This is a genomic window from Bartonella sp. AA168HLJHH (assembly GCF_042197365.1).
In the GTDB taxonomy this organism is placed as follows: domain Bacteria; phylum Pseudomonadota; class Alphaproteobacteria; order Rhizobiales; family Rhizobiaceae; genus Bartonella.
The window spans coordinates 23,565-43,566 of record NZ_JBHIRS010000009.1 but is presented as its reverse complement, the minus strand read 5'-3'; the positions used below and the strand labels follow the sequence as shown (position 1 = coordinate 43,566).

Annotated in this window: 15 protein-coding genes; 8 read left to right on the top strand and 7 right to left on the bottom strand. The window is 36.0% G+C overall.

The annotated features are described in order from the left end of the window. The first annotated feature begins 6 nt into the window (after positions 1–6). The gene (gene edd, locus ACFINM_RS06670) at positions 7–1,830 is read left to right on the top strand and encodes a phosphogluconate dehydratase (protein ID WP_375640944.1); all 1,824 of its coding nucleotides are present in this window, start codon (positions 7–9) and stop codon (positions 1,828–1,830) included. A gap of 66 nt (positions 1,831–1,896) precedes the next feature. On the opposite strand, the gene folD is transcribed toward edd, so the two are convergent. Beyond that, the gene (gene folD / locus ACFINM_RS06665) at positions 1,897–2,796 is read right to left on the bottom strand and encodes a bifunctional methylenetetrahydrofolate dehydrogenase/methenyltetrahydrofolate cyclohydrolase FolD (RefSeq protein WP_375640943.1); all 900 of its coding nucleotides are present in this window, start codon (positions 2,794–2,796) and stop codon (positions 1,897–1,899) included. Between the two features lie 315 nt (positions 2,797–3,111). Here folD and ACFINM_RS06660 point away from each other — a divergent pair, with 315 nt between their 5' ends. Beyond that, on the top strand, positions 3,112–4,992 hold the full coding sequence (locus tag ACFINM_RS06660; RefSeq protein WP_375621106.1) for an AsmA family protein: 1,881 nt from the start codon (positions 3,112–3,114) through the stop codon (positions 4,990–4,992). A 315-nt stretch (positions 4,993–5,307) separates the two neighbouring features. Here ACFINM_RS06660 and ACFINM_RS06655 read toward each other — a convergent pair whose 3' ends face one another. After that, positions 5,308–5,451 carry a hypothetical protein gene (locus tag ACFINM_RS06655; protein ID WP_273790383.1) on the bottom strand — a complete coding sequence of 48 codons (144 nt, stop codon included), beginning with the start codon at positions 5,449–5,451 and terminating at the stop codon, positions 5,308–5,310. A gap of 235 nt (positions 5,452–5,686) precedes the next feature. On the opposite strand from ACFINM_RS06655, the gene ACFINM_RS06650 reads away from it, so the two are divergent. Both ACFINM_RS06650 and ACFINM_RS06645 read left to right on the top strand, forming a co-directional pair. Continuing rightward, positions 5,687–6,430, top strand: coding sequence for a 16S rRNA (uracil(1498)-N(3))-methyltransferase (locus ACFINM_RS06650; RefSeq protein WP_375621105.1), 744 nt, complete (start codon positions 5,687–5,689; stop codon positions 6,428–6,430). Between the two features lie 68 nt (positions 6,431–6,498). Continuing rightward, the gene (locus ACFINM_RS06645; protein ID WP_375621104.1) at positions 6,499–7,872 is read left to right on the top strand and encodes a glutamate--cysteine ligase; all 1,374 of its coding nucleotides are present in this window, start codon (positions 6,499–6,501) and stop codon (positions 7,870–7,872) included. Positions 7,873–9,000: 1,128 nt separating this feature from the next. Here the strand turns inward: ACFINM_RS06645 and ACFINM_RS06640 are convergent. Continuing rightward, the gene (locus ACFINM_RS06640) at positions 9,001–9,438 is read right to left on the bottom strand and encodes a type ISP restriction/modification enzyme (RefSeq protein WP_375640942.1); all 438 of its coding nucleotides are present in this window, start codon (positions 9,436–9,438) and stop codon (positions 9,001–9,003) included. Positions 9,439–10,266: 828 nt separating this feature from the next. Here ACFINM_RS06640 and ACFINM_RS06635 point away from each other — a divergent pair. Beyond that, positions 10,267–11,622, top strand: a complete 1,356-nt coding sequence (locus ACFINM_RS06635; RefSeq protein WP_375640941.1) for an L-cystine transporter — start codon at positions 10,267–10,269, stop codon at positions 11,620–11,622. A gap of 7 nt (positions 11,623–11,629) precedes the next feature. On the opposite strand, the gene ACFINM_RS06630 is transcribed toward ACFINM_RS06635, so the two are convergent. Beyond that, complete coding sequence (locus tag ACFINM_RS06630) at positions 11,630–12,508, bottom strand: methyltransferase (protein ID WP_375621101.1); 879 nt, start codon at positions 12,506–12,508, stop codon at positions 11,630–11,632. 196 nt (positions 12,509–12,704) lie between these two features. Between ACFINM_RS06630 and ACFINM_RS06625 the strand changes: the two genes are divergently transcribed. After that, positions 12,705–13,490: a ComF family protein gene (locus ACFINM_RS06625; protein ID WP_375613539.1), complete on the top strand. Its 786-nt coding sequence runs from the start codon at positions 12,705–12,707 to the stop codon at positions 13,488–13,490. A 47-nt stretch (positions 13,491–13,537) separates the two neighbouring features. Further along, on the top strand, positions 13,538–13,792 hold the full coding sequence (grxC, locus tag ACFINM_RS06620; RefSeq protein WP_375612081.1) for a glutaredoxin 3: 255 nt from the start codon (positions 13,538–13,540) through the stop codon (positions 13,790–13,792). Between the two features lie 20 nt (positions 13,793–13,812). On the opposite strand, the gene ubiG is transcribed toward grxC, so the two are convergent. Beyond that, positions 13,813–14,556, bottom strand: coding sequence for a bifunctional 2-polyprenyl-6-hydroxyphenol methylase/3-demethylubiquinol 3-O-methyltransferase UbiG (gene ubiG, locus ACFINM_RS06615; RefSeq protein ID WP_375629567.1), 744 nt, complete (start codon positions 14,554–14,556; stop codon positions 13,813–13,815). A gap of 188 nt (positions 14,557–14,744) precedes the next feature. Here ubiG and ACFINM_RS06610 point away from each other — a divergent pair, with 188 nt between their 5' ends. Continuing rightward, on the top strand, positions 14,745–16,001 hold the full coding sequence (locus tag ACFINM_RS06610; protein ID WP_375612083.1) for an aspartate kinase: 1,257 nt from the start codon (positions 14,745–14,747) through the stop codon (positions 15,999–16,001). A 1,396-nt stretch (positions 16,002–17,397) separates the two neighbouring features. Here the strand turns inward: ACFINM_RS06610 and ACFINM_RS06605 are convergent. Both ACFINM_RS06605 and nhaA read right to left on the bottom strand, forming a co-directional pair. Continuing rightward, positions 17,398–17,646, bottom strand: coding sequence for a hypothetical protein (locus ACFINM_RS06605; RefSeq protein WP_375629565.1), 249 nt, complete (start codon positions 17,644–17,646; stop codon positions 17,398–17,400). A gap of 961 nt (positions 17,647–18,607) precedes the next feature. Beyond that, positions 18,608–19,966, bottom strand: a complete 1,359-nt coding sequence (gene nhaA / locus ACFINM_RS06600; protein ID WP_375613536.1) for a Na+/H+ antiporter NhaA — start codon at positions 19,964–19,966, stop codon at positions 18,608–18,610. Between the last annotated feature and the right edge of the window lie 36 nt (positions 19,967–20,002).

The following is a 20,002-nucleotide window of genomic DNA, read 5'->3' as shown; positions in this document are numbered from 1 at the left end:
AGAAATATGGCACTTTCCAAGACAATTGCCACAGTTACACGAAGGATTTATGAACGGTCTCAATCAACACGAGAAATTTACTTAGATCGTATTGCAAAAGCACAAGTTCATCGCCCCAAACGGAGTTTTTTAGGATGTGCCAATCAGGCTCATAGCTTTGCTGCTTGTGGTGCAATAGATAAAGAGCGCTTGAAGGGAAATATCGTTGGGAATATTGGCATTATCACGGCATATAACGATATACTTTCAGCACATCAACCTTTTGAAAAATTTCCTCACTTAATTAAAGAGTCGGCCCGTATGGTTGGTGGTGTTGCACAGGTTGCAGGTGGTGTTCCCGCGATGTGCGATGGTGTTACGCAGGGAAATGCGGGGATGGAGCTTTCCCTTTTTTCGCGTGAAGTAATTGCAATGGCAACAGCTATAAGCTTATCACACGATGTCTTTGATGCAGCATTGTATCTTGGGGTGTGTGATAAAATTGTGCCAGGTTTATTGATTGGTGCCCTAACATTTGGTCATTTACCAGGAATTTTTATAGCAGCTGGTCCCATGACAAGTGGTCAAGGTAATGATGAAAAAGCGAAGATACGTCAACTTTACGCGGAAAATAAAATAGATCGCCAAACACTTTTAGCATCAGAAGCACGTTCTTATCATGGGCCAGGAACATGTACATTTTATGGAACAGCTAACTCTAATCAGGTGATACTGGAGATGATGGGGCTTCATATGCCTGGAGCTTCTTTTATTAATGCGAATACACCGTTGCGTGATGCTTTAACAAAAGAAGCTACGAAACGTGTACTTGAAATGACAGATCTTGGTGATCATTATAGTCCACTTGGTATGATCATTGATGAGCGTTCTTTTGTGAATGCCATTGTAGGATTAAATGCAACAGGAGGTTCTACCAATCATGCGATTCATTTGATTGCTATGGCTGCTGTTTGCGGTATTAAATTGACATGGCATGATATTGCAGAAATTTCATCCGTTGTGCCTCTTTTAGCGCGCATTTATCCTAACGGTTTAGCAGATATTAATCATTTTTACGCTGCGGGGGGAATGGGATTTATTATTCGCGAGCTTATCGAGGCAGGCTTGGTCCATGAAGATGTTTCTACGGTTTTTGGTAAAGATCTCAATGCTTATGCAATTGAAGCAAAGCTTTCTGCTGATGGTCATGTGGTGCGTGAAGCGGCTCTTAAGGAAAGTGGTGATCATAAGGTGTTAGCGGGGTGGAGAAAGCCATTTCAGCTTGATGGTGGTCTTCGTGTTTTATCAGGAGATTTGGGAACAGCTATTATAAAAGTTTCCTCTGTTAAACCAGAGTATTGGCAGATTAAAGCACCAGTCTTTGTTTTTAATGATCAAGAGGAACTACAAAAATCTTTTAAATCTGGAGTGTTGCATAATAAAGACTTTATCGCTGTCATTCGCTATCAAGGACCAAAAGCCAATGGTATGCCAGAGCTTCATAAATTAACGACCATTTTAGGCGTTTTACAAGATCGCGGTCAAAAGGTAGCATTGATAACCGATGGGCGTATGTCAGGAGCGTCAGGAAAAATTCCTGCTGCTCTCCATGTGACACCAGAAGCAGTGGATAATGGCCCCATTGCACGTTTGCAGGATGGTGATATTGTTTTTCTTGATGCTCATGAGGGTAAATTAACCCTTTTGGAGGATTTAGCAAAATTTAACGCGCGAAAAATCATATCTCCGGATCTTTCAAAAAACGAACATGGTGTTGGACGCGAACTTTTTCATGTTTTTCGTCAATCCGTTAATCGTGCAGATCAAGGGGCATCTGTTTTTATGACATGAAAAATGCAAAAATAAATAAGCTGAATCATATACAATTAAACCATATACAAGGAATTGTTACAATTTTTAGAATTTTGGTATAGGCAGATTGTATGATCGTGCGGCCGCTTTGAGTGTATTAACCATAAGCATGGCAATTGTCATTGGTCCAACGCCTCCTGGAACAGGGGTGATCGCAGCAGCTTTTTCTTTTACATTTTCAAAATCGACATCACCAACAAGACGTGTTTTCCCTATACCTTTTTCTGGTGCAGCAACGCGGTTAATACCGACATCAATAACAATTGCACCATCTTTTATCCAGTCTTTTTTAATCATTTGTGGGCGGCCTACAGCTGCTACTAGAATATCAGCGCTTCGACACACATCATCAAGGTCACGGGTACGACTATGGGCAATTGTCACAGTGGCATTGGCTGCTGTTAAAAGGGCAGCCATAGGTTTTCCAACAATATTAGAGCGTCCAACAACGACAGCATCAAGTCCAGATAAATCTTGCCCACAGTGTTGTTCAATCATCATCATGGCACCAGCTGGAGTGCAGGGAATCATCGCATCTTCAAGTGCGTTTGCCGCGAGTTTTCCTACATTAATATAATGAAAACCATCAACATCTTTTTGGAAAGCAACGGCTTGTGTTATGCGATTTGTATTCATATGAGCAGGGAGAGGCAGCTGTACCAAAATACCATGAATTTTGGGATCAGAATTTAATGTTGTAATAAGTTGAAGGAGATCTTTTTCTTGCGTTTCTTTGGAAACGACATGTTTGATTGAAAGAAACCCACATTCTTCGGCTTTTTTATTTTTTGAGGTGACATATACTTGACTTGCAGGATCATCTCCAACGATAATAACAGCGATACTAGGTTGTATATTATAGTGATGGCGGAGCTTTGCTGTTTCGGCCTTAACTTTCACAATAATCTCTTCAGCAAGTTTTTTTCCGTCGATAATATTATTCATTCAGAGATCCTTTCGGTAAGGCTGTTTGTTTTTTTTGTAAAGCATTTTCTAATAATACGATAGAGTTTTATAGCAATATTCATATGAGAACAGTAAGAATGGTTTTATAATGTTGTGGATTTATAGTTTTGAAGACTTTTAAATAATTGCTTTATAAAGAAGCAGCAACATTGCTGTTTGAATAAATTTTGGATAAAGAACAAAAATAATGAAGATACAAAGTGGATATAGTGAATTATAGGATTATAAAAACTTTTTATGATCATTTAAGTTTGTTTTTAATCTGTTATAGGGGGATAAGTATAGAGGGATAATGTGCGCATCAGAATAATAAAATTTTTGAGCGGAGTTTTTATTACAATTATCTTTTTATTTGGAGTGGGGATTCTCGTTTTACCTTATCTTATTTCTACAGATGCGATTCGTATTCGTTTAGCGCAGGATTTAAGTGCATGGACGGGTTACAATGTGCAATTGCGTGATCCACCGCGGTTACATCTTTTTCCTTATCCTAAAGCATTTCTTTCTGGCGTTACTTTAACATCAAAAATGGATGATGTTGCGCCATTAATGGAAGCTGAATCAATAGAAGTTGATCTTTCTGTCGTCGATCTTCTTTGGGGACATATTTCTTTTTCAGAGACGCGGATTATGCGTCCTCAATTTGTTATGGAAAAGCCTGTTAAAACAATAGCAGATTTTTTTGATCGGTTTTCTCGCTCACAAGGTGCATTAGGGGTGGCTATACGTAATACGCGTGAAATATTAAAACATAATCCTGAGCATCCAGAGATAGAGCACCTTTTAAAACAACCTTTTGGACGGATTGTCATTAAAAATGGTGTTCTTGTGTATCACGATAGTTTTTCAGGAGTAGCAGAAAAAATAACAGGATTAAATGCAACTTTAGATTGGCCGGAATCAACTCAGGAAGTACGGTTACGTGCAGATGCGCGTTGGCGCGGAGAATTTACAAAATTATCACTTGATGCTTCTCAAGCATTGCTGCTTCTTGCAGGAGGCAAAAGTCATATTAGGGCAAGTCTCAATTCTGTACGTGGGGGAATAACTTTTACAGGAAAGGCTCGATTATCTGAATATTATATTTTTGACGGAAAAGTGTCGATGCGTTCTCCTGGATGGAATCAGACATTGTCTTGGGTTGGTGGAAATCAGTTTTGGGGACATAAATTAAAAATACCCATTGTATGGGAATCTCATTTTTTAGCGCAGCCAATGCATATCCAAATGAACAATGTTACATTTACGATGGGGAAAGCCAATGCGCGAGGAGCTTTGAAACTCGATTTTCAAGATTATGTACCAAATCTCATGGGCTCTTTAGCTTTTGATAACCTAGACCTTAGCCTCTTGGGTTCAATGTTTTTTTCAGGTAAAAAGAAAAATGCCTGCTTTGACATGAGAATTTTTGATCGTATTGGCGTGGATATACGACTTTCTGCGCCACAAGCTAAAATAGGAAATATTTCACTCACAAATTTAGCTGCTGCAATACAAATAAGAGATGGGCATGGTATTTTTGATCTTGGACATGCGAATATTTTTGGTGGATCCGTGCAAAGTAATATTGAAGTTACGTCAGCTGGACAGAAAGTGCGTATTGGAGGAAATATTTCAGGCGCTTCTATTGATATGCAGGAGACTTTAGAAATTTGGGGATTTATTCCATTTATACAAAGCAAAACGAATTTTACTGCAACGGTACGAACACTTGCTGATTCTTGGCCAGAAATTTTTACGAAAATGCAGGGTGAGTTAACACTGAAGATGTCTTCTGGTCGGCTATTAGGGTATGATCTGAATGAATTACAAACAAGACTTTCAAATAAACAACAATTTCTTTTAATGAATAATGATACTTTTTTAACAACATTTGATTACTGGGATATTCAGACAAGCTTTTCAGAAGGTATGATGAAGGTAACAGAGTCATTAATGCGTACAGCAGACTTGAGCTTATCCATTCAAGGAACCATTGCAACTGCTATTGCGCAAGGGAAGGAAAATGAACTGATATTACAGGCACAACTACGCAAAAACTATAGATCAGAAACTTTATGTAAAGATGTCCAATGTCTTGCTAATAGCCTTGCATGGCCTTTTACTTTTTCTCTAAGCTCTAAAGGACAAAATCATGGTGATTTTTGGGTTACAAAAGATATTGACGCAGATTGAGTATCGTTTTTCATCTGTATAATATTCTATCCTGTAATGGTAATTCGTCTTTTTGCAACTTAAAATTGTCTTTTAAATTTAAATCAGAGCTCCCATTATCGGAAGATTCTCTCATTTTAAATCCGTTCGTCGTGAAGCAGTAAAAACCATCCTCACCGTCATAATAAGTGAGGTTGGTATAGATAAATGACTGAAGAGAGGAATAAAAAACCTTCTTATGGAATCTTTCAAATACAAGAGATTCATAATATTGGTGCTAATCTTATAAAAATTGCTAAAAAACATTAAAATTTTAAGGAGGATGTTGGCCAGTGCTTATTGAATCGCAGAAGAAATACCATAGCCATCTTTGGTAATTGTATGCTTCCCGTCGGCTCCAACAGAACCAATTCCCACTGTAATCAAAATAAAGGCTAAGAGGGTTGTAATCGTAATAATTGTAGCTTTTTTAGCAGACATATTTTTCCTCCACGGATGCATCAATGACTGAATGCAAAGATGAATGGTGCATTATTTAAACTTTTATGAAAGCAGAATCACTTAAGGATCTATAAGTTCCTATTATTATCTCATAAAGCTAAAAAAACTCTATAATTCTTTAATATATTATAGTTCTATAGATATAATTTTTTCTTTTTGCTATATATTTTTCTTCATTTTCTTGATGACGATAGTGAGCATTGGCAAAATTTTTATGCGCATAAATTATAAACTTAAAAGATTATTTATCCGACAGACATTGGCTTTGAATGAAGAAATAAAGATAGAGGGGGCACAAGCTTCTTATCTTATGCATGTTTTGCGTATGAAAGAAGGAGCAGAAATTTTACTTTTTAATGGACAGGATGGTGAGTGGCTTGCTAAACTTATCACTGTTAAGAAAAAATTTGTTGTGGTTCAGCTTATCCATCAAGAAAGATTACAGACGACGCATTCCAATCTTATTTATTGCTTTGCTCCACTCAAAAATGCGCGGTTGGATTATATGGTGCAGAAAGCTGTTGAAATGGGGGTATCGATTTTGCAGCCTGTTATAACGCATCATACGCAGGTTACGCGTATCAATATGGCGCGTATGGAAGCCAATGTTATTGAAGCTTCTGAACAGTGTGGAATTTTATCTCTTCCTGAATGCGTATCGGCTCTATCATTAGCAGAACTTTTAGCACAGTGGGATGAGACACAGCCTTTATTCTTTTGTGATGAAGAGCATAAATCGCATAATCCATTACCTTTTTTTAAAAAGCGTGACGTTACAACACCTGGTATTCTTATTGGACCGGAAGGTGGCTTTAGTGAAGAAGAGCGGAGCTTTTTAAAAAAACATCCTTTTGTGGTTCCAATATCACTAGGTCCGCGTATTTTACGCGCTGATACTGCCGCTGTTGCTGCTTTGGCTCTTCTTAATGCTACCGTGGGGGATTGGGCAATGGATTGAGAAATCTGTAAAATCATTCTAAACAATTTATTTAAGATGATGATACCAATTATAGGATACGGTAAGTTATGGCGCTTGATATAACTGATGAAAGTGAAATTTATAACTTAGATTCTTTGGTTAGCTATTTCCAAGGGGGGTATAAAGCAGAAGATGATTGGCGCATTGGTACAGAACATGAAAAATTTCCGTTTTATAGAGATGGTTTTCACCCTGTTCCTTATGAAGGAGAGAGGGGAATCCGAGCGCTTTTAGAGAGGATGCAAAGCGCCTTAGGATGGAAACCTATTTTAGATGAAGAGAATATTATTGGGCTCGTAGGATCAGTTGATCAGGGAGCCATTTCTTTGGAACCTGGGGGACAATTTGAATTATCTGGTGCACCATTAAAATCAGTAAGCCATACATATTACGAGTTGATGGAGCATTTAACTCTTCTCAAAAAAATTGCAGAACCATTAGGTATAGGTTTTCTAGGTCTTGGAGCTAGTCCAAAGTGGACTTTAGCTGAAACGCCGCGAATGCCTAAATCACGTTATCAGATTATGACTGATTATATGCCTAAAGTGGGGTATAATGGTCTTAATATGATGTATCGCACATCAACAGTTCAGGTTAATCTTGATTTTTCATCTGAAAGTGATATGCGGCGAAAAATGCAAGTATCCATGAAGTTACAGTCCATTGCAACGGCATTATTTGCAAGTTCGCCTTTTACAGAAGGGCGCCCAAATGGCTTTTTATCGTGGCGTTCTGAAATTTGGCGTAATACGGATAATCAGAGGACAGGCGTTCTGCCCTTTGTATTTTCTGAGCGTTTTGGTTTTGCTGATTATGTTGAATGGGCCCTTGATGTTCCAATGTATTTTGTTGTGCGTGATGGTCGTTATTATGATTGTACACACATAACGTTTCGTCAGTTTATGAATGGAGCATTAAAAGGACAAGTTGCAAATTCAATTCCAAACATGGGAGATTGGATTAATCACTTATCAACGTTATTTCCTGAAGTCCGATTAAAAAGATTTTTAGAAATGAGGGGAGCTGATTGTGGTTCTTGGAAGCGCATTTGTGCGTTGTCAGCTTTTTGGGTTGGGCTTCTTTATGATAGGGAAGCACTTAATGAGGCAGAGGCTTTGACAAAAGATTGGTGTTTTGAAGAAGTTTTAGAGTTGCGCCAACGTGTTCCTAAAGAAGGGTTAAGAACTCCTTTTCGTCAAACTATTCTTTTAGAGTTAGCACGTCAAGCTCTTACTATTGCTCGCAAAGGCTTAAAAAATCGCAAACAGTATGATACGAATGGTTTTGATGAAACAAATTTTCTTAATCCTTTAGAAGAGGTTGTTGCAATGGGACAAACAGATGCTGAAAAATATTTGTCCCATTACTATTCTATTTGGAATGAGTCTGTAGAACCTTTATTTTTAGAATGTGCCTATTAAATTTGAAGCAAAGATACTTCCTATTTTTTTAAAAATACATATCACCGTGGTGGTTCATTCACTCATTTGCTCTAGAGAGCATACCCTATCTTGCTTTTAACATTTCTCATAACGGAAAGGATACAATACAAAAATTTCTTGGGGAGTGTGATTTTTATACCTAATAATATCACGATATTTCCGTAATCATAATGTTGTCCCTTTGTACAAAAGATAGTTCATAAGAGATAAAGCTTATTATCAAACATTTTTTATTCACTTGGCTAAGCCTACTTATGAATAGGTCTGAAAATAATATTTTTTACTTTTAAAAGGGATAAAAAAATATAATTTGCCGTTAATAGTCAATTATTATAATTCAATATACGATGCTTATATGAAAGAGTATTTTATTATACAAAAATTACGATATCAATCTTTCAGTGCGCTAAAAAGAAAGTAGAAAAAATACCGATAGATCGATGTATGTATAACTCAATTTTATTTTTATAAAAAAAGAAATATATTATGTAAATAGATAGAAATAAAGATTATTATATATATATAATGAATGTGTTAATTACATCATTAAATATTGATAAATAAAAAATATTATCTTCATAGAGTTATATGAAATTATAAGCTATTCATAGATAAGAAATAACTATTTGTATGCAAAGGGGTATTATATTAAAATACTATTATTCTTGATAAAGAGGCACGAGATAAAGAGATTGAATTTGCAACGAATGAGTGTTTGAATACGCACAAAAAGTCAAAAAAGCACAACATTTCTATAGCAGAATAATCTTTATCAGTATGAGCGCAACTTATTATAGGCAATTAATTATCCCCATACATTGTAAATCTACTGTAAGACTGCTTTTAATGCTTTAAACTGTATTATTCATAAAATTTATAATATTTTTAGGTTTAAAGCCTCCCATTTTAATCATATATCCTCAGTCTTTTCCATTGTTTTCATTATCTAGAAATTTGTAATCGTCTTTGTTATGCTCTCACTAGGATAAGCAGCTTTAAAATGTGCTCGTCCTTCATCCCTAATGGCATCACGCCTCTGTAAACCAGATGTTTTTCTTTCCTTTATTGAATTTGCAAACAAATGGGATTGTTTTTCATCATGAACAGTTACAGAGATTCAACGTTTTTATAAAGATACCGTGGAAAGCATTGATCTGTATCTATTGCATCTAGATTAGGCAAATTCTTAGCTATCAATACAGAAAAAACGCTTCGTGCTCCTATGCCTGTAATTTGTATCATCCTATTTTCAACTTTTTGTCCTATCAGGACTATACGAGGCATTTGGTAAATTCCATCGTTGAGATTCCGATTACAATAAAACCACTGTTGCGTAAAAGGATGATATGAACTCTGAGTGAGGCATGCCTCTTCAAATTCAAAAACCTTTCCTCTTATTAGTTCTTGCGTAAGATTATAACTCCAACTTATCTTTTTTATATCTAAAGTGGCAAAATTATCTATAGCATGTGCACGTGTTGTTCGATCAGCATATGAATAGGTATCGTTAAAACGTTTTACTGCGCTATTATAAAAAGCAATCATATTATTTATATTTGCTGCTCAAGCTCCGCCCTCCAATGTTGCGACAGCTCTTGCATTAAGATGTTTCATAAAAGGTCTTTTTACTCCTTTCTTATACATTTTTACCCATACGCCAGCCCTGCTTGTGACGTGCAAGCAAATGATTTTGATTGATTCAAGATAAACAGGTTTGAAATGAGAGAATCTTACGTTATTCGGGACTCTCATTTAATATGCAAATTTAATATGCAAAACAGTAAATTATGATTATAAATCAACATGTTGTATTTCAAAGCCTTTTTATGACTATAAAAAGAGTTTTGAAAAATAAAAAAGCTTTCATTGAGAGCAAAGAAAGAATGTATAAAAAGTATTTTCAATAAAATAATTATATTTGAAGTGCTGATCAAAGCTATTGAGAGTGCAGTCCATAAAATGAGCAGAAGTAGCTTGTTGGTGTATTTTCTAGAAAAATCATGAATGTTCAATTGTTAATTCATCCTTGCTTGGAAAGCCCGCTTCAGTTCAAATAGAAAAAGAGAGAGGTAAGGAGATTTATAGGATAAGATATGCTGTAATTATTCAGTATTAAGATGCAATGAATGTTGCTTATATTTCTCTTTTTTAAATATTTTATGAGAGTGAAAATTTAAAGAATAAGAAAATAATTTTATTTATTTTCTTTAAACAGTTATTAGTAGATAAAAAATTCTCTTTTAATCTATAAATTAAAAAAATAATGATTTTGTAAAAGCCTTGTAAGCTTTATAGGTTAATTTTAAATATCATGCATTGATTTTGAATTATGCAGATTATTTATGTCAACCATAATAATAGTGAGTATAGACAATGACATTTAATTTTTTCGTCAATTTATTTCTATTTGTTATTTTTTTATTATTGGTTTCTCAAAGTAAGAAAATGCAATGGAGTCTTTCACTACGTGTTATGCTATGGCTTATCCTTGGCTTGATTTTTGGAAGTGTTTTGCAGTTTATTTATGGAGAGGGTGAAAGCACTTTATTGAAATCCGTTGAATGGTTTAACATTGTCGGTGAGGGCTATATTTTATTGTTGCAAATGATTGTTATGCCATTGGTTTTTATCTCTATCGTTTCAGCAGTTGCTCATTTACATTCTGTTTATGCTGTTGGAAAGATGAGTATAATAACAATTTCAATATTGCTTTTTACAACGGCTCTTTCAGCATTGGTTGGTGTGCTTGTGGTTAATTTTTTTGGATTAACAACCGATGGTTTGGTGCATGAAGGGCAAAATGTTTCTGCTCTTCTTGAAGGTCATATTTCTAAACTTGGAGATATGAATATACCAAAGATGATTTTGTCTATGATTCCTAAAAATCCATTTGCTGAGTTGAGTGGAGCTAAACGTACGTCAATTATCAGTGTTGTTATTTTTGCGTCATTTTTAGGTGCATCGGTTCTTCTTTTAAAGAAAGATGAGCCAGAAAAAGGAGAAAAAGCGCTTTTATTTATTCAAGTGGCACAAGCTTGGATTATGCGGTTAGTCCGTATTGTGATTGCTTTGACGCCTTATGGTATTTTTGCACTTATGACGAAAGTAGGAGCAATATCGCGTATTACAGATATTTTAAATTTACTGGTTTTTATCATTGCCTCTTATGTCGGTATTATTTTAATTTTTGGAATTCATGGTGTATTGCTTGGTATTTCTGGGATTAATCCCTTTCGTTTTTTCAAAAAGGTTTTACCAGTTTTAACATTTGCTTTTAGCAGTCGTTCAAGTGCTGCAAGTATTCCTTTGAATATTGAAGCGCAAACACAGTGGATAGGTGTACCACAATCCATTGCGAGTTTTGCAGCTTCTTTTGGGGCAACAATTGGACAAAATGGTTGTGCTGGTCTTTATCCAGCAATGCTTGCGACCATGATTGCACCCTCTATGGGTATTAATCCTCTTGATCCCACTTGGATTGCTACGCTTGTTGGTGTTGTAACGTTGAGTTCTATTGGTGTTGCTGGTGTGGGGGGAGGTGCTATTTTCGCTGCATTGATTGTGTTACCAATTATGGGGCTTCCTGTTACTTTGGTTGCTGTACTTATCTCTATTGAACCGCTAATTGATATGGGACGTACTGCTCTAAACGTGAGCGATTCAATGATAGCTGGAACGGTCACTAGTCAAATATTACGGACAACAGATAAAAGTATTTTTAAAAAATAATTTTAGATTATATTTTTTGGGGCTGTAAAACATCTGTAAGAGATATTTGCGCTGAACCAGGTTGTAGGGGTTTTTGTTGGTTGGGATGAGGAGCCCAACCAGAGAGCCAGATGAAAGAAAAATGTGCACGAATACGTCCATCAGGATCACTAAATTGTTGTGCATAGATTTCAGCTGCGCGGAGAAAAAAACGTTTGGATACAGGGCGTCGTGAACGATTGATGAGTGCATTTTGCATTCCCATAGCTTTAAGATCGTGCATAAGGTCAAACATTGTATTATAACGTATTGTGATATCTTCAACGTCTGCTACAGGCAGGGCAAAGCCAACACGCTGTAAAAGAGCGCCTGCATCACGAATGTTGGCAAAAGGGTAGATTCTAGGGCTTGCTCCACCATAAATTTCACTTTCAGCTTGCAGCAGGCTTTCCCGCAATTCTCTTAATGTACCAGCTCCTGCCATAACAGCAAGAAATAAGCCATCTGGTTTAAGAGTATTTTTTATCTGGCTTAGAACACCAGGGGTATCATTGGTCAATTGTAATGAAAGAAGTGAAACAATAAGGTCACAGTAACTTTGAGGTAAATCAAGAAATTCTCGATGACGTAAATGAAATTTTTTATCATGGCTTTGATAAAGCGTATCGGTCTCAATGCGTTCTATGGAACAAACTTTTCCAGATTTCATTAAAGCTTGCGCAGCAAGGTCTGTATGGCTGTGTAAATCGAGAGCTAATGTAAAGAGGCGATCAACAGTGCTAAGGCGTTTATAGAGATCTTCTGCCATGTGAGAGAGTAAAAAGTCACATCCTTTTTTTGCTTTTTGAAAGGCACGTTTTCGGAATTGTTCAATGCGGTTATGATCAAAAATTAAAGGATGCGACATATTGTAGAACACTTTCGATCTATGAAAGAATATATTTTGAAAAGGTTCATTATTTGTGCAAGCTCTGTCAAGTTTATAATATGAAAGAAAATAAATTTATAGAAGGTAAGAGTTTTTAAAGGAATTAAAATTATAAGTTTAGGAAATACAAAGGAACTTTTGTTCTGAGGGAAACTTGTAAAAGCCTAAATTTATAATGTTGTATTTTCGAGAAGCGGCGTTAAATAGCGGAGATATACTAAGTAAGTTCGTTGAACGCTTGAAAACGATGCTTTATCCACCAATTTGTCCTGGATGTAAGCAAAATGTTTCTACTTATGGTACGATTTGCTCCGAATGTTGGAAAGATCTTCAATTTATCACGAAACCTTATTGTCCTGTTATGGGGACTCCTTTTGTTTGTGATATGGGGGATGGTTTTCTTAGTGGTGAAGCACTCCGTAACTCCCATCCTTTTTCACGTGTTCGCTCAGTCATTGTTCATAAAGGGCTTGCACGAACTTTAGTAACGCGCTTAAAATATGGTGATCATATAGAATTGGCATCATTTATGGCCAATTGGATGATGTTTGCTGGACGCGAGGTTATTGATGATTGTGATGTTATTATTCCCATTCCATTGCATTTTCGTCGTTTTTGGGAGAGGCGTTATAATCAATCTGCTGAGCTTGCACGTTATATTGCAGCATCACAAAAAAAGCTTTTAAAACCGAGTTGGCTTGTTCGTTGTCGGCATACCCGTCCGCAGGTTAGTCTTTCTTCGAGAGAGAGAAAACTTAACGTAAAAAATGCTTTTAAGGTTTCGCATAAAGTTAAAAAATATCTCAAAGGATGTTCTGTTTTGCTGATTGATGATGTATTTACAACGGGTGCAACAGTTACAGCAGCAGCTGCTGCATTAAAAGATGCAGGTGCACGACAGGTTGATGTGCTAACATTTTCGCGTGTTCTCAAAGAAGATTCTATTTTTCCCTCTTCTTAAGAGGAATTTAAAATGAATATTATTAAAAAATATTGGAGGATAATACTATGAAAGAGGTAATAATTTATACACGCCCTAACTGTCCTTATTGTACAAAAGCACGTGATTTGCTTAATAAAAAAGGCGTAAAGTATACAGATATTGATGCTTCCACATCCCTTCGCCAAGAAATGGTACAGCGTGCAAATGGACGTAATACATTTCCACAAATTTTCATAGGTGATTATCACGTTGGCGGTTGTGATGATCTTTATGCTTTAGAGGCTGAGGGAAAGCTCAATTCTTTATTACAAGGCATATAATATTTGTAAATTACATATTCTTAAGACCGTTTTGCAAGAAGGAGATAGTTAACGCCCATGTCTTTTGAGCGATTCCAGCTGTCGTTTAATGGGTTATAAGTAATACCTATCTCATCAACGACAGTCAGAGCGTTTTTTGATAAGAAATTTTTAAGTTCTAGAGGTTTTAGGAATTTTTTATAATCATGGGTTCCTTTAGGAAGCCAACGTAGAATATATTCAGCGCCTACAATAGCAAGCCCCCATGCTTTCCATGTGCGGTTGAGTGTTGAGACAAACATCAACCCTTGTGGTTTCAACATTTTTGCTGTAGCTGCTATGAAAAGATTAACGTCAGCGACATGTTCAACAACTTCCATATTAAGGATGATATCAAATTTTTCTCCTTCATTGGCAAGTACTTCTGCTGTCGTCGTGCGGTAATCAATTAAAAGGTCATTTTGAGCTGCATGGGTTTTTGCGACTTCAATATTTGTTTGTGCAGCATCAACGCCTACAACTATAGCACCAAGACGTGCCATTGGTTCAGATAACAAGCCTCCTCCACAGCCAATATCAAGAATTTTCAAATTGTGAAAGGGCGTAAGTGAAGAAGGGTCACGATTAAACTCTAAACAGATTTTTTCTCTGATGTAAGCAAGGCGTGTTGGGTTAAATTGGTGAAGAGGTCGAAATTTTCCTTGTGGATTCCACCATTCTGTAGCAATACGTGAAAAATGATCAATTTCACTTTGATCAATAGTCGTTTGTGTTTCATCGATCATGTTGCCTTCCTTTATTTTTAATGATCAGGTCAAGTAGATTTTATACAAAGTCAAGAGAAATTAATATAATCATAATGAAACTTGCACAAATGATAGATATTCGCTATGTCGAGAAAATGGTTAGTTGATACAGCATCTAATTCTCATTACTGTTTGAGATAAGAGATGTAAAGGTAAGAGTGTTATTAATGGCGCGCATTGTCATGAAATTTGGTGGAACATCTGTAGCAAACATTGAATGTATTCATAATGTTGCAAGGCATGTCAAAAGAGAGGTTGATGCAGGCAATGAGGTTGCCGTTGTCGTATCTGCGATGGCTGGTAAAACAAATGAACTTGTTCAGTGGACAAGTGATGCTTCCTCTATGCATAGAGATGCTCGTGAATATGATGTTGTGGTTGCTTCTGGTGAACAGGTTACGTCAGGTTTGTTGGCTTTGACACTTCAAGAAATGGGGGTGAATGCACGTTCATGGCTTGGTTGGCAAATTCCTATTCATACAGACAATGCGCATGGCCGTGCACGTATTACTAATATTGATGGATCTTTTTTAATCGAGTGTTTTCAGGAAGGTCAGGTTGCCGTTATTGCTGGTTTTCAGGGGTTATCTCCGGATAACCGGATTTCTACCTTAGGGCGTGGGGGATCAGATACAAGTGCTGTTGCTATAGCCGCTGCTGTACAAGCTGATCGCTGTGATATTTATACGGATGTGGATGGTGTTTATACAACGGATCCACGTATAGAGCCGAAAGCGCGTCGTTTACCAAAAGTAGCTTTTGAAGAAATGCTAGAAATGGCTTCTCTTGGTGCAAAGGTTTTACAGGTTCGTTCTGTTGAATTGGCAATGGTTCATAAGGTTCGTACCTTTGTGCGTTCAAGTTTTGAGGATCCTGATGCGTTAGGCATGGAGGATCCAATGAGTTCTTCTGGAACACTTATTTGCGATGAGGATGAAATTGTGGAACAACAAAATGTTACTGGTATTGCTTTTGCTAAGGATGAAGCACAAATTTCCCTTCGTCGGCTTGCCGATCGTCCAGGGATTTCGGCAGCAATTTTTGGTCCCTTGGCTGAAGAAAGCATTAATGTTGATATGATTGTGCAAAATATTTCTGAAGATGGCTCAAAAACTGATATGACTTTTACTGTACCATCATCAGATGTAGAAAAAGCCGTTACACTTCTTGAAAAGAATCGCAAAGAAATTGGATTTGATGTTCTCCAGTTTGAAAGCGATCTCGCCAAGGTATCTGTGATTGGTATTGGAATGCGTAGCCATGCAGGTGTTGCCGCTACAGCATTTAAGGCTTTGGCTGAAAAGGGTATTAACATTCAAGCAATTACGACCTCAGAAATTAAAATTTCTATTTTGATTGATAGTGCTTACACTGAACTTGCGGTTAGAACATTACATGCTGTTTATGCACTTGATAAGGGATAAGTATTTTTTAGTTTCAACAGAGTTTCAATAACGTAAAGCTTTAATATATATTAATAATTTTTGTTAAGGATATTTATATTTTAACTTAAATGGAATATTTAATACAGCAGGACTCTCTCATTTTAAACTTGTTCATGATGAATTTAAAATGGTCACTTATACATTACAAGAGAAAGATGTTTGGGTAAAAAACGGTTTAAGAAGGGATATAAAATATGCCGTCTATAAACGTTTTAGAGCCTATAGAGTGAGATGGAGAAGACTTTACGATAAGCCTTAATAGAACTAAGGAACAATGCACTGCGTTTATTCAAAGAATGCATGTTACATGAGGGACAGCCTCGTGAATACAGATTTAATATTATAAATCTTAGAGAAATGGGAGCTCATTGGATTAGTGACGGAATTACCAAAATAGAATTGATGATGTATTTTCTAGAGATGTTTAGTTTGTCATCAAATGATTGTTTATGACTTTATGTATATCTTGAAAATTTAATTTTTTCCGTATTACGAGGCAATAAAAAATATATCTCTATAGATAATATTTATGTTGCACTATAAGTTATAAAATTACCATGTATTATGCGTTTATAGCTTCTTCAGAAGTACTTTTCATAAAATCATGTAAATATAGATCAAAATTAATGATAATGTTACAGTGTGTTGCTTTTATGATTTTATTACTTAAATTTTTTTCATGTCTATTTCTCTTTTTTGAATTATGATTAAGATTTACAAAGTTTTTGATACCTCCATATGTTCTTTAGGTTAACTTTCTTCCCTTAACTACTCTATTATAAGTATTTTCTGTGTCATACTGCCAATCACACATGAAATACATTCTTTCGTTTTTGCAGTATATTGTGCTAGTTTCTTATCATTTTTACATATTTTGCAAATGGTGGTCTTTGTAAGTAAAGCTCTTCTTGTGAGAAATATAGCCATATTATTTTACTCTTCTTGTATTTTATGTGGCGTTGTATAAATTCGAAAGTCTCGGAAACATTGCTTTTTAAATTATCTATGAAGAGTATTTTATGGTATCAAGAAATATAGAGCGACCTCTTTAAACAAAAAGAAAATAAATATCAAATAAGAGCGGAAAAAGGGGAGAACAACGATATATATGCTCTATTTTTCCATCAATCATATGTTTTAGAATAGTCTAAATGACTAGGGGTTTCTTTTTTCCCGCGAGTTAATTACGTAAACTAGAGTGCTCCCTATGAAAGCATGCTTCAAGTTTAATTCTTTCATGGAGTGAGACAAGCGATGTGTCGATGATAAAAAACGGGAATATTTTTCCACTCCATTGTCAATTTAATAGTGATGTTATGACGTTGTTATTCCAAATAAATCTTTTGTTTTTTGTTACCTGTATCAATATCTAATGTCAGAGCAGATGCATATTTGATGGTATATTGAGACGGATAAGGGGCCTACGAGCAACTCCTGTTTTTGTATGCCAGATAGGAATAAGGATGTTGCGTATACCTAGTGGGGTAATTTCTGAAATGGAGATAAAACCTAATTGGGTGAGAATATGAAGCCATAAAAGTGAAAACCAACTTCCTTTTAATTCTGCTTTACAATTTTCAAAGGTATTGACAGCAATATCTTTTAAATAATGGATATTACACATTGGTTCACGTTTTTGTTTATTGCGTTATTTAAATCGTATATACCTTTCACGTAAAACAAAACGCTATTATAGTGCCAATTTACGCGCTTGTTTTGAAAAAATATCTCTCAAGCCCCCCAAGTCCATTTCACGGCACCGACCATGAATGGTATAACGGTAAAGCCATTGTGCGCCCCATCTCCTTCTTAGATCAAAGGTGTCAGTTGGCCGTCATCATTTAATTTTTAGTTTTCGTGTTGAACAACTCTTGTATGGATATGGTGAAGCAGTCTTCTTTCTTCAAATAATCCATATTTCTCCTCGGCTTGTGACGTGTAAGAGAATAGTCTTGATTGATTTATCATGTACAGATTTGAAATGAAGAAATCATACGATATTTGAACTCCATTCAAGATTTATAATGATAAATTAAATATTTTTTATCCAAAAATAATGTGCTTTTAAGCAGATAAAAATTAAAGTTATTTAGAATACCGCAATAAAATCAGTAACGAGGAGGGTGGTTTATTGGAAAAAAATAAACCATGGAATTACTTAACTGATTATTGAATTTTGCTTATTCTTATCTGTTTCGTATGATTAAACATAAGATATTGATTCATAATAATTAATTTTTTTATAGTGAATAATAGTCCTGACGAAAGGCAGCTTTTCTGAAACCACGAAGCCTTTTATATTGAAACAATTAAAATCATTTCTGTGCATATCATGAGTGGAGCTGGTGCATGAGTAAAAGAATATTGAAGAAAGAAATAAAAATATCTCTTATAAGTCTTCTTAAGAGTCAAAGGTGTTGTAACATTAGAGGCTCGTAAATAGTATGATGATGTTAGTTTTCTCCTTCATAAGTGTAAAGATGAGGCGAGACAACAGCTTTTACATTAAATATCGTCCGAACCCAACAAATGAGCGAAATCGTTTTTTAAAAGTTCTGCATAAAAATGTATTTTCAGTTAGTTTGTTAGGAACTATGAGAAATTCCTTTATTGCGCTTAATATAAATAAATCCATATCCCAGACCGATAAGGGCAGATAAACCTGAGCCACAAAGGACCCCAATTTTTGCCGCATCAAGCAGAATAATATCTTTAAAAGCGAGCATTGAAACAAAAATAGACATTGTAAAGCCAATTCCTGCTAAAAAACCAATGAGTAAAACGCCTGTCCAGGTCATATGAGGGGGTAGGCGGCATAGCCCTGATTTTACAGCTATATAACTGGCAGTGATAATACCAAGAGGCTTACCGATGAAAAGACCAATTACAACACCCAGAACAATCAAGAATGATTTGTCAGAAGAAAGATCAAAGTTTGCAAAACTTACTCCTGCATTTGCGAAGGCAAAAACTGGCATGATACCGTATGCAACCCATGGATGCAATGCTTTTTGAACACGTGTTACTGGGGCAATCATGGCCCGTTGTCCTTTGCGCATCTTTTTCAATGCTGTTGAAATATGATGCAGATCTGTTTTTGTATTTTTTTCTTGAAGAATTTGCATAGCGTTACTGAGCATGGTGAGTGGCGCTACAAGAGTACGGGTAGGAAGAACGGGAGTCATCATCCCTAAGATTACGCCAGCAAGCGATGGGTGAACACCTGTTACCATTAAACCCCACCAAATGATTGCACCAGGTAAAATGTAAAGCCATGCTGATGCAAGCCCGATCCACTGAAAAAATAGTACCAAAGCAATACCCGCTCCTGCAATCATTAAACCGCTAGGATCAATGTTTGTTGAGTAGAAAAAAGCAATAATAAGAACAGCGATAATATCGTCAATAATTGCTAATGATAGAAGAATAATATGAAGATTAGAAGGAATTTTTTTTCCTAGAAGAGCAAGAATACCTAGAGCAAAGGCAATATCTGTTGCTGTTGGCACAGCCCAACCGCGGATATGTCCCTCGTTAAAATTAAAGATAAAGTAAATAATTGCAGGAACACAAACGCCCCCTATTGCAGCAACAATTGGTAAGATTGCTTGTTTAAAATCGGCAAGAGCACCTTCATGAATTTCGCGTCGAATTTCCATTCCTGCGACGAGAAAGAAAATAGTCATAAGGGCATCATTAACCCAGAAATGTAAATCCCATGAAAGAGTGAAATGACCCAAATTAAAGCCAAGAGGTGTATGCCAAAAAGATTCATAGAAAGCAGCATATTTAGAATTGGCAAAAATAAGTGCAGCAGCAGCAGCTAATAAAAGAACAACACCACTAAGAGCTTCAATATGGAGAAAACGCTCGATAGCAGAAAGCGCTTGATTGGTGACACGAGAAGCGCGATTAGGCAGGCGATTTGAAGATAAATCAGACATGAACAACTCCAAGAATCGACAATTTTAGATTCTATA

Bases quoted from the DNA above. Each gene is read 5' to 3' on its own strand.
- edd (WP_375640944.1), top strand. From the start codon at position 7: ATGGCACTTTCCAAGACAATTGCCACAGTTACACGAAGGATTTATGAA.
- folD (WP_375640943.1), bottom strand. From the start codon at position 2,796: ATGAATAATATTATCGACGGAAAAAAACTTGCTGAAGAGATTATTGTG.
- ACFINM_RS06655 (WP_273790383.1), bottom strand. From the start codon at position 5,451: ATGTCTGCTAAAAAAGCTACAATTATTACGATTACAACCCTCTTAGCC.
- ACFINM_RS06650 (WP_375621105.1), top strand. From the start codon at position 5,687: ATGCGCATAAATTATAAACTTAAAAGATTATTTATCCGACAGACATTG.
- ACFINM_RS06645 (WP_375621104.1), top strand. From the start codon at position 6,499: ATGGCGCTTGATATAACTGATGAAAGTGAAATTTATAACTTAGATTCT.
- ACFINM_RS06640 (WP_375640942.1), bottom strand. From the start codon at position 9,438: ATGATTGCTTTTTATAATAGCGCAGTAAAACGTTTTAACGATACCTAT.
- ACFINM_RS06635 (WP_375640941.1), top strand. From the start codon at position 10,267: ATGACATTTAATTTTTTCGTCAATTTATTTCTATTTGTTATTTTTTTA.
- ACFINM_RS06630 (WP_375621101.1), bottom strand. From the start codon at position 12,508: ATGTCGCATCCTTTAATTTTTGATCATAACCGCATTGAACAATTCCGA.
- ACFINM_RS06625 (WP_375613539.1), top strand. From the start codon at position 12,705: ATGTTGTATTTTCGAGAAGCGGCGTTAAATAGCGGAGATATACTAAGT.
- grxC (WP_375612081.1), top strand. From the start codon at position 13,538: ATGAAAGAGGTAATAATTTATACACGCCCTAACTGTCCTTATTGTACA.
- ubiG (WP_375629567.1), bottom strand. From the start codon at position 14,556: ATGATCGATGAAACACAAACGACTATTGATCAAAGTGAAATTGATCAT.
- ACFINM_RS06610 (WP_375612083.1), top strand. From the start codon at position 14,745: ATGGCGCGCATTGTCATGAAATTTGGTGGAACATCTGTAGCAAACATT.
- ACFINM_RS06605 (WP_375629565.1), bottom strand. From the start codon at position 17,646: ATGTGTAATATCCATTATTTAAAAGATATTGCTGTCAATACCTTTGAA.
- nhaA (WP_375613536.1), bottom strand. From the start codon at position 19,966: ATGTCTGATTTATCTTCAAATCGCCTGCCTAATCGCGCTTCTCGTGTC.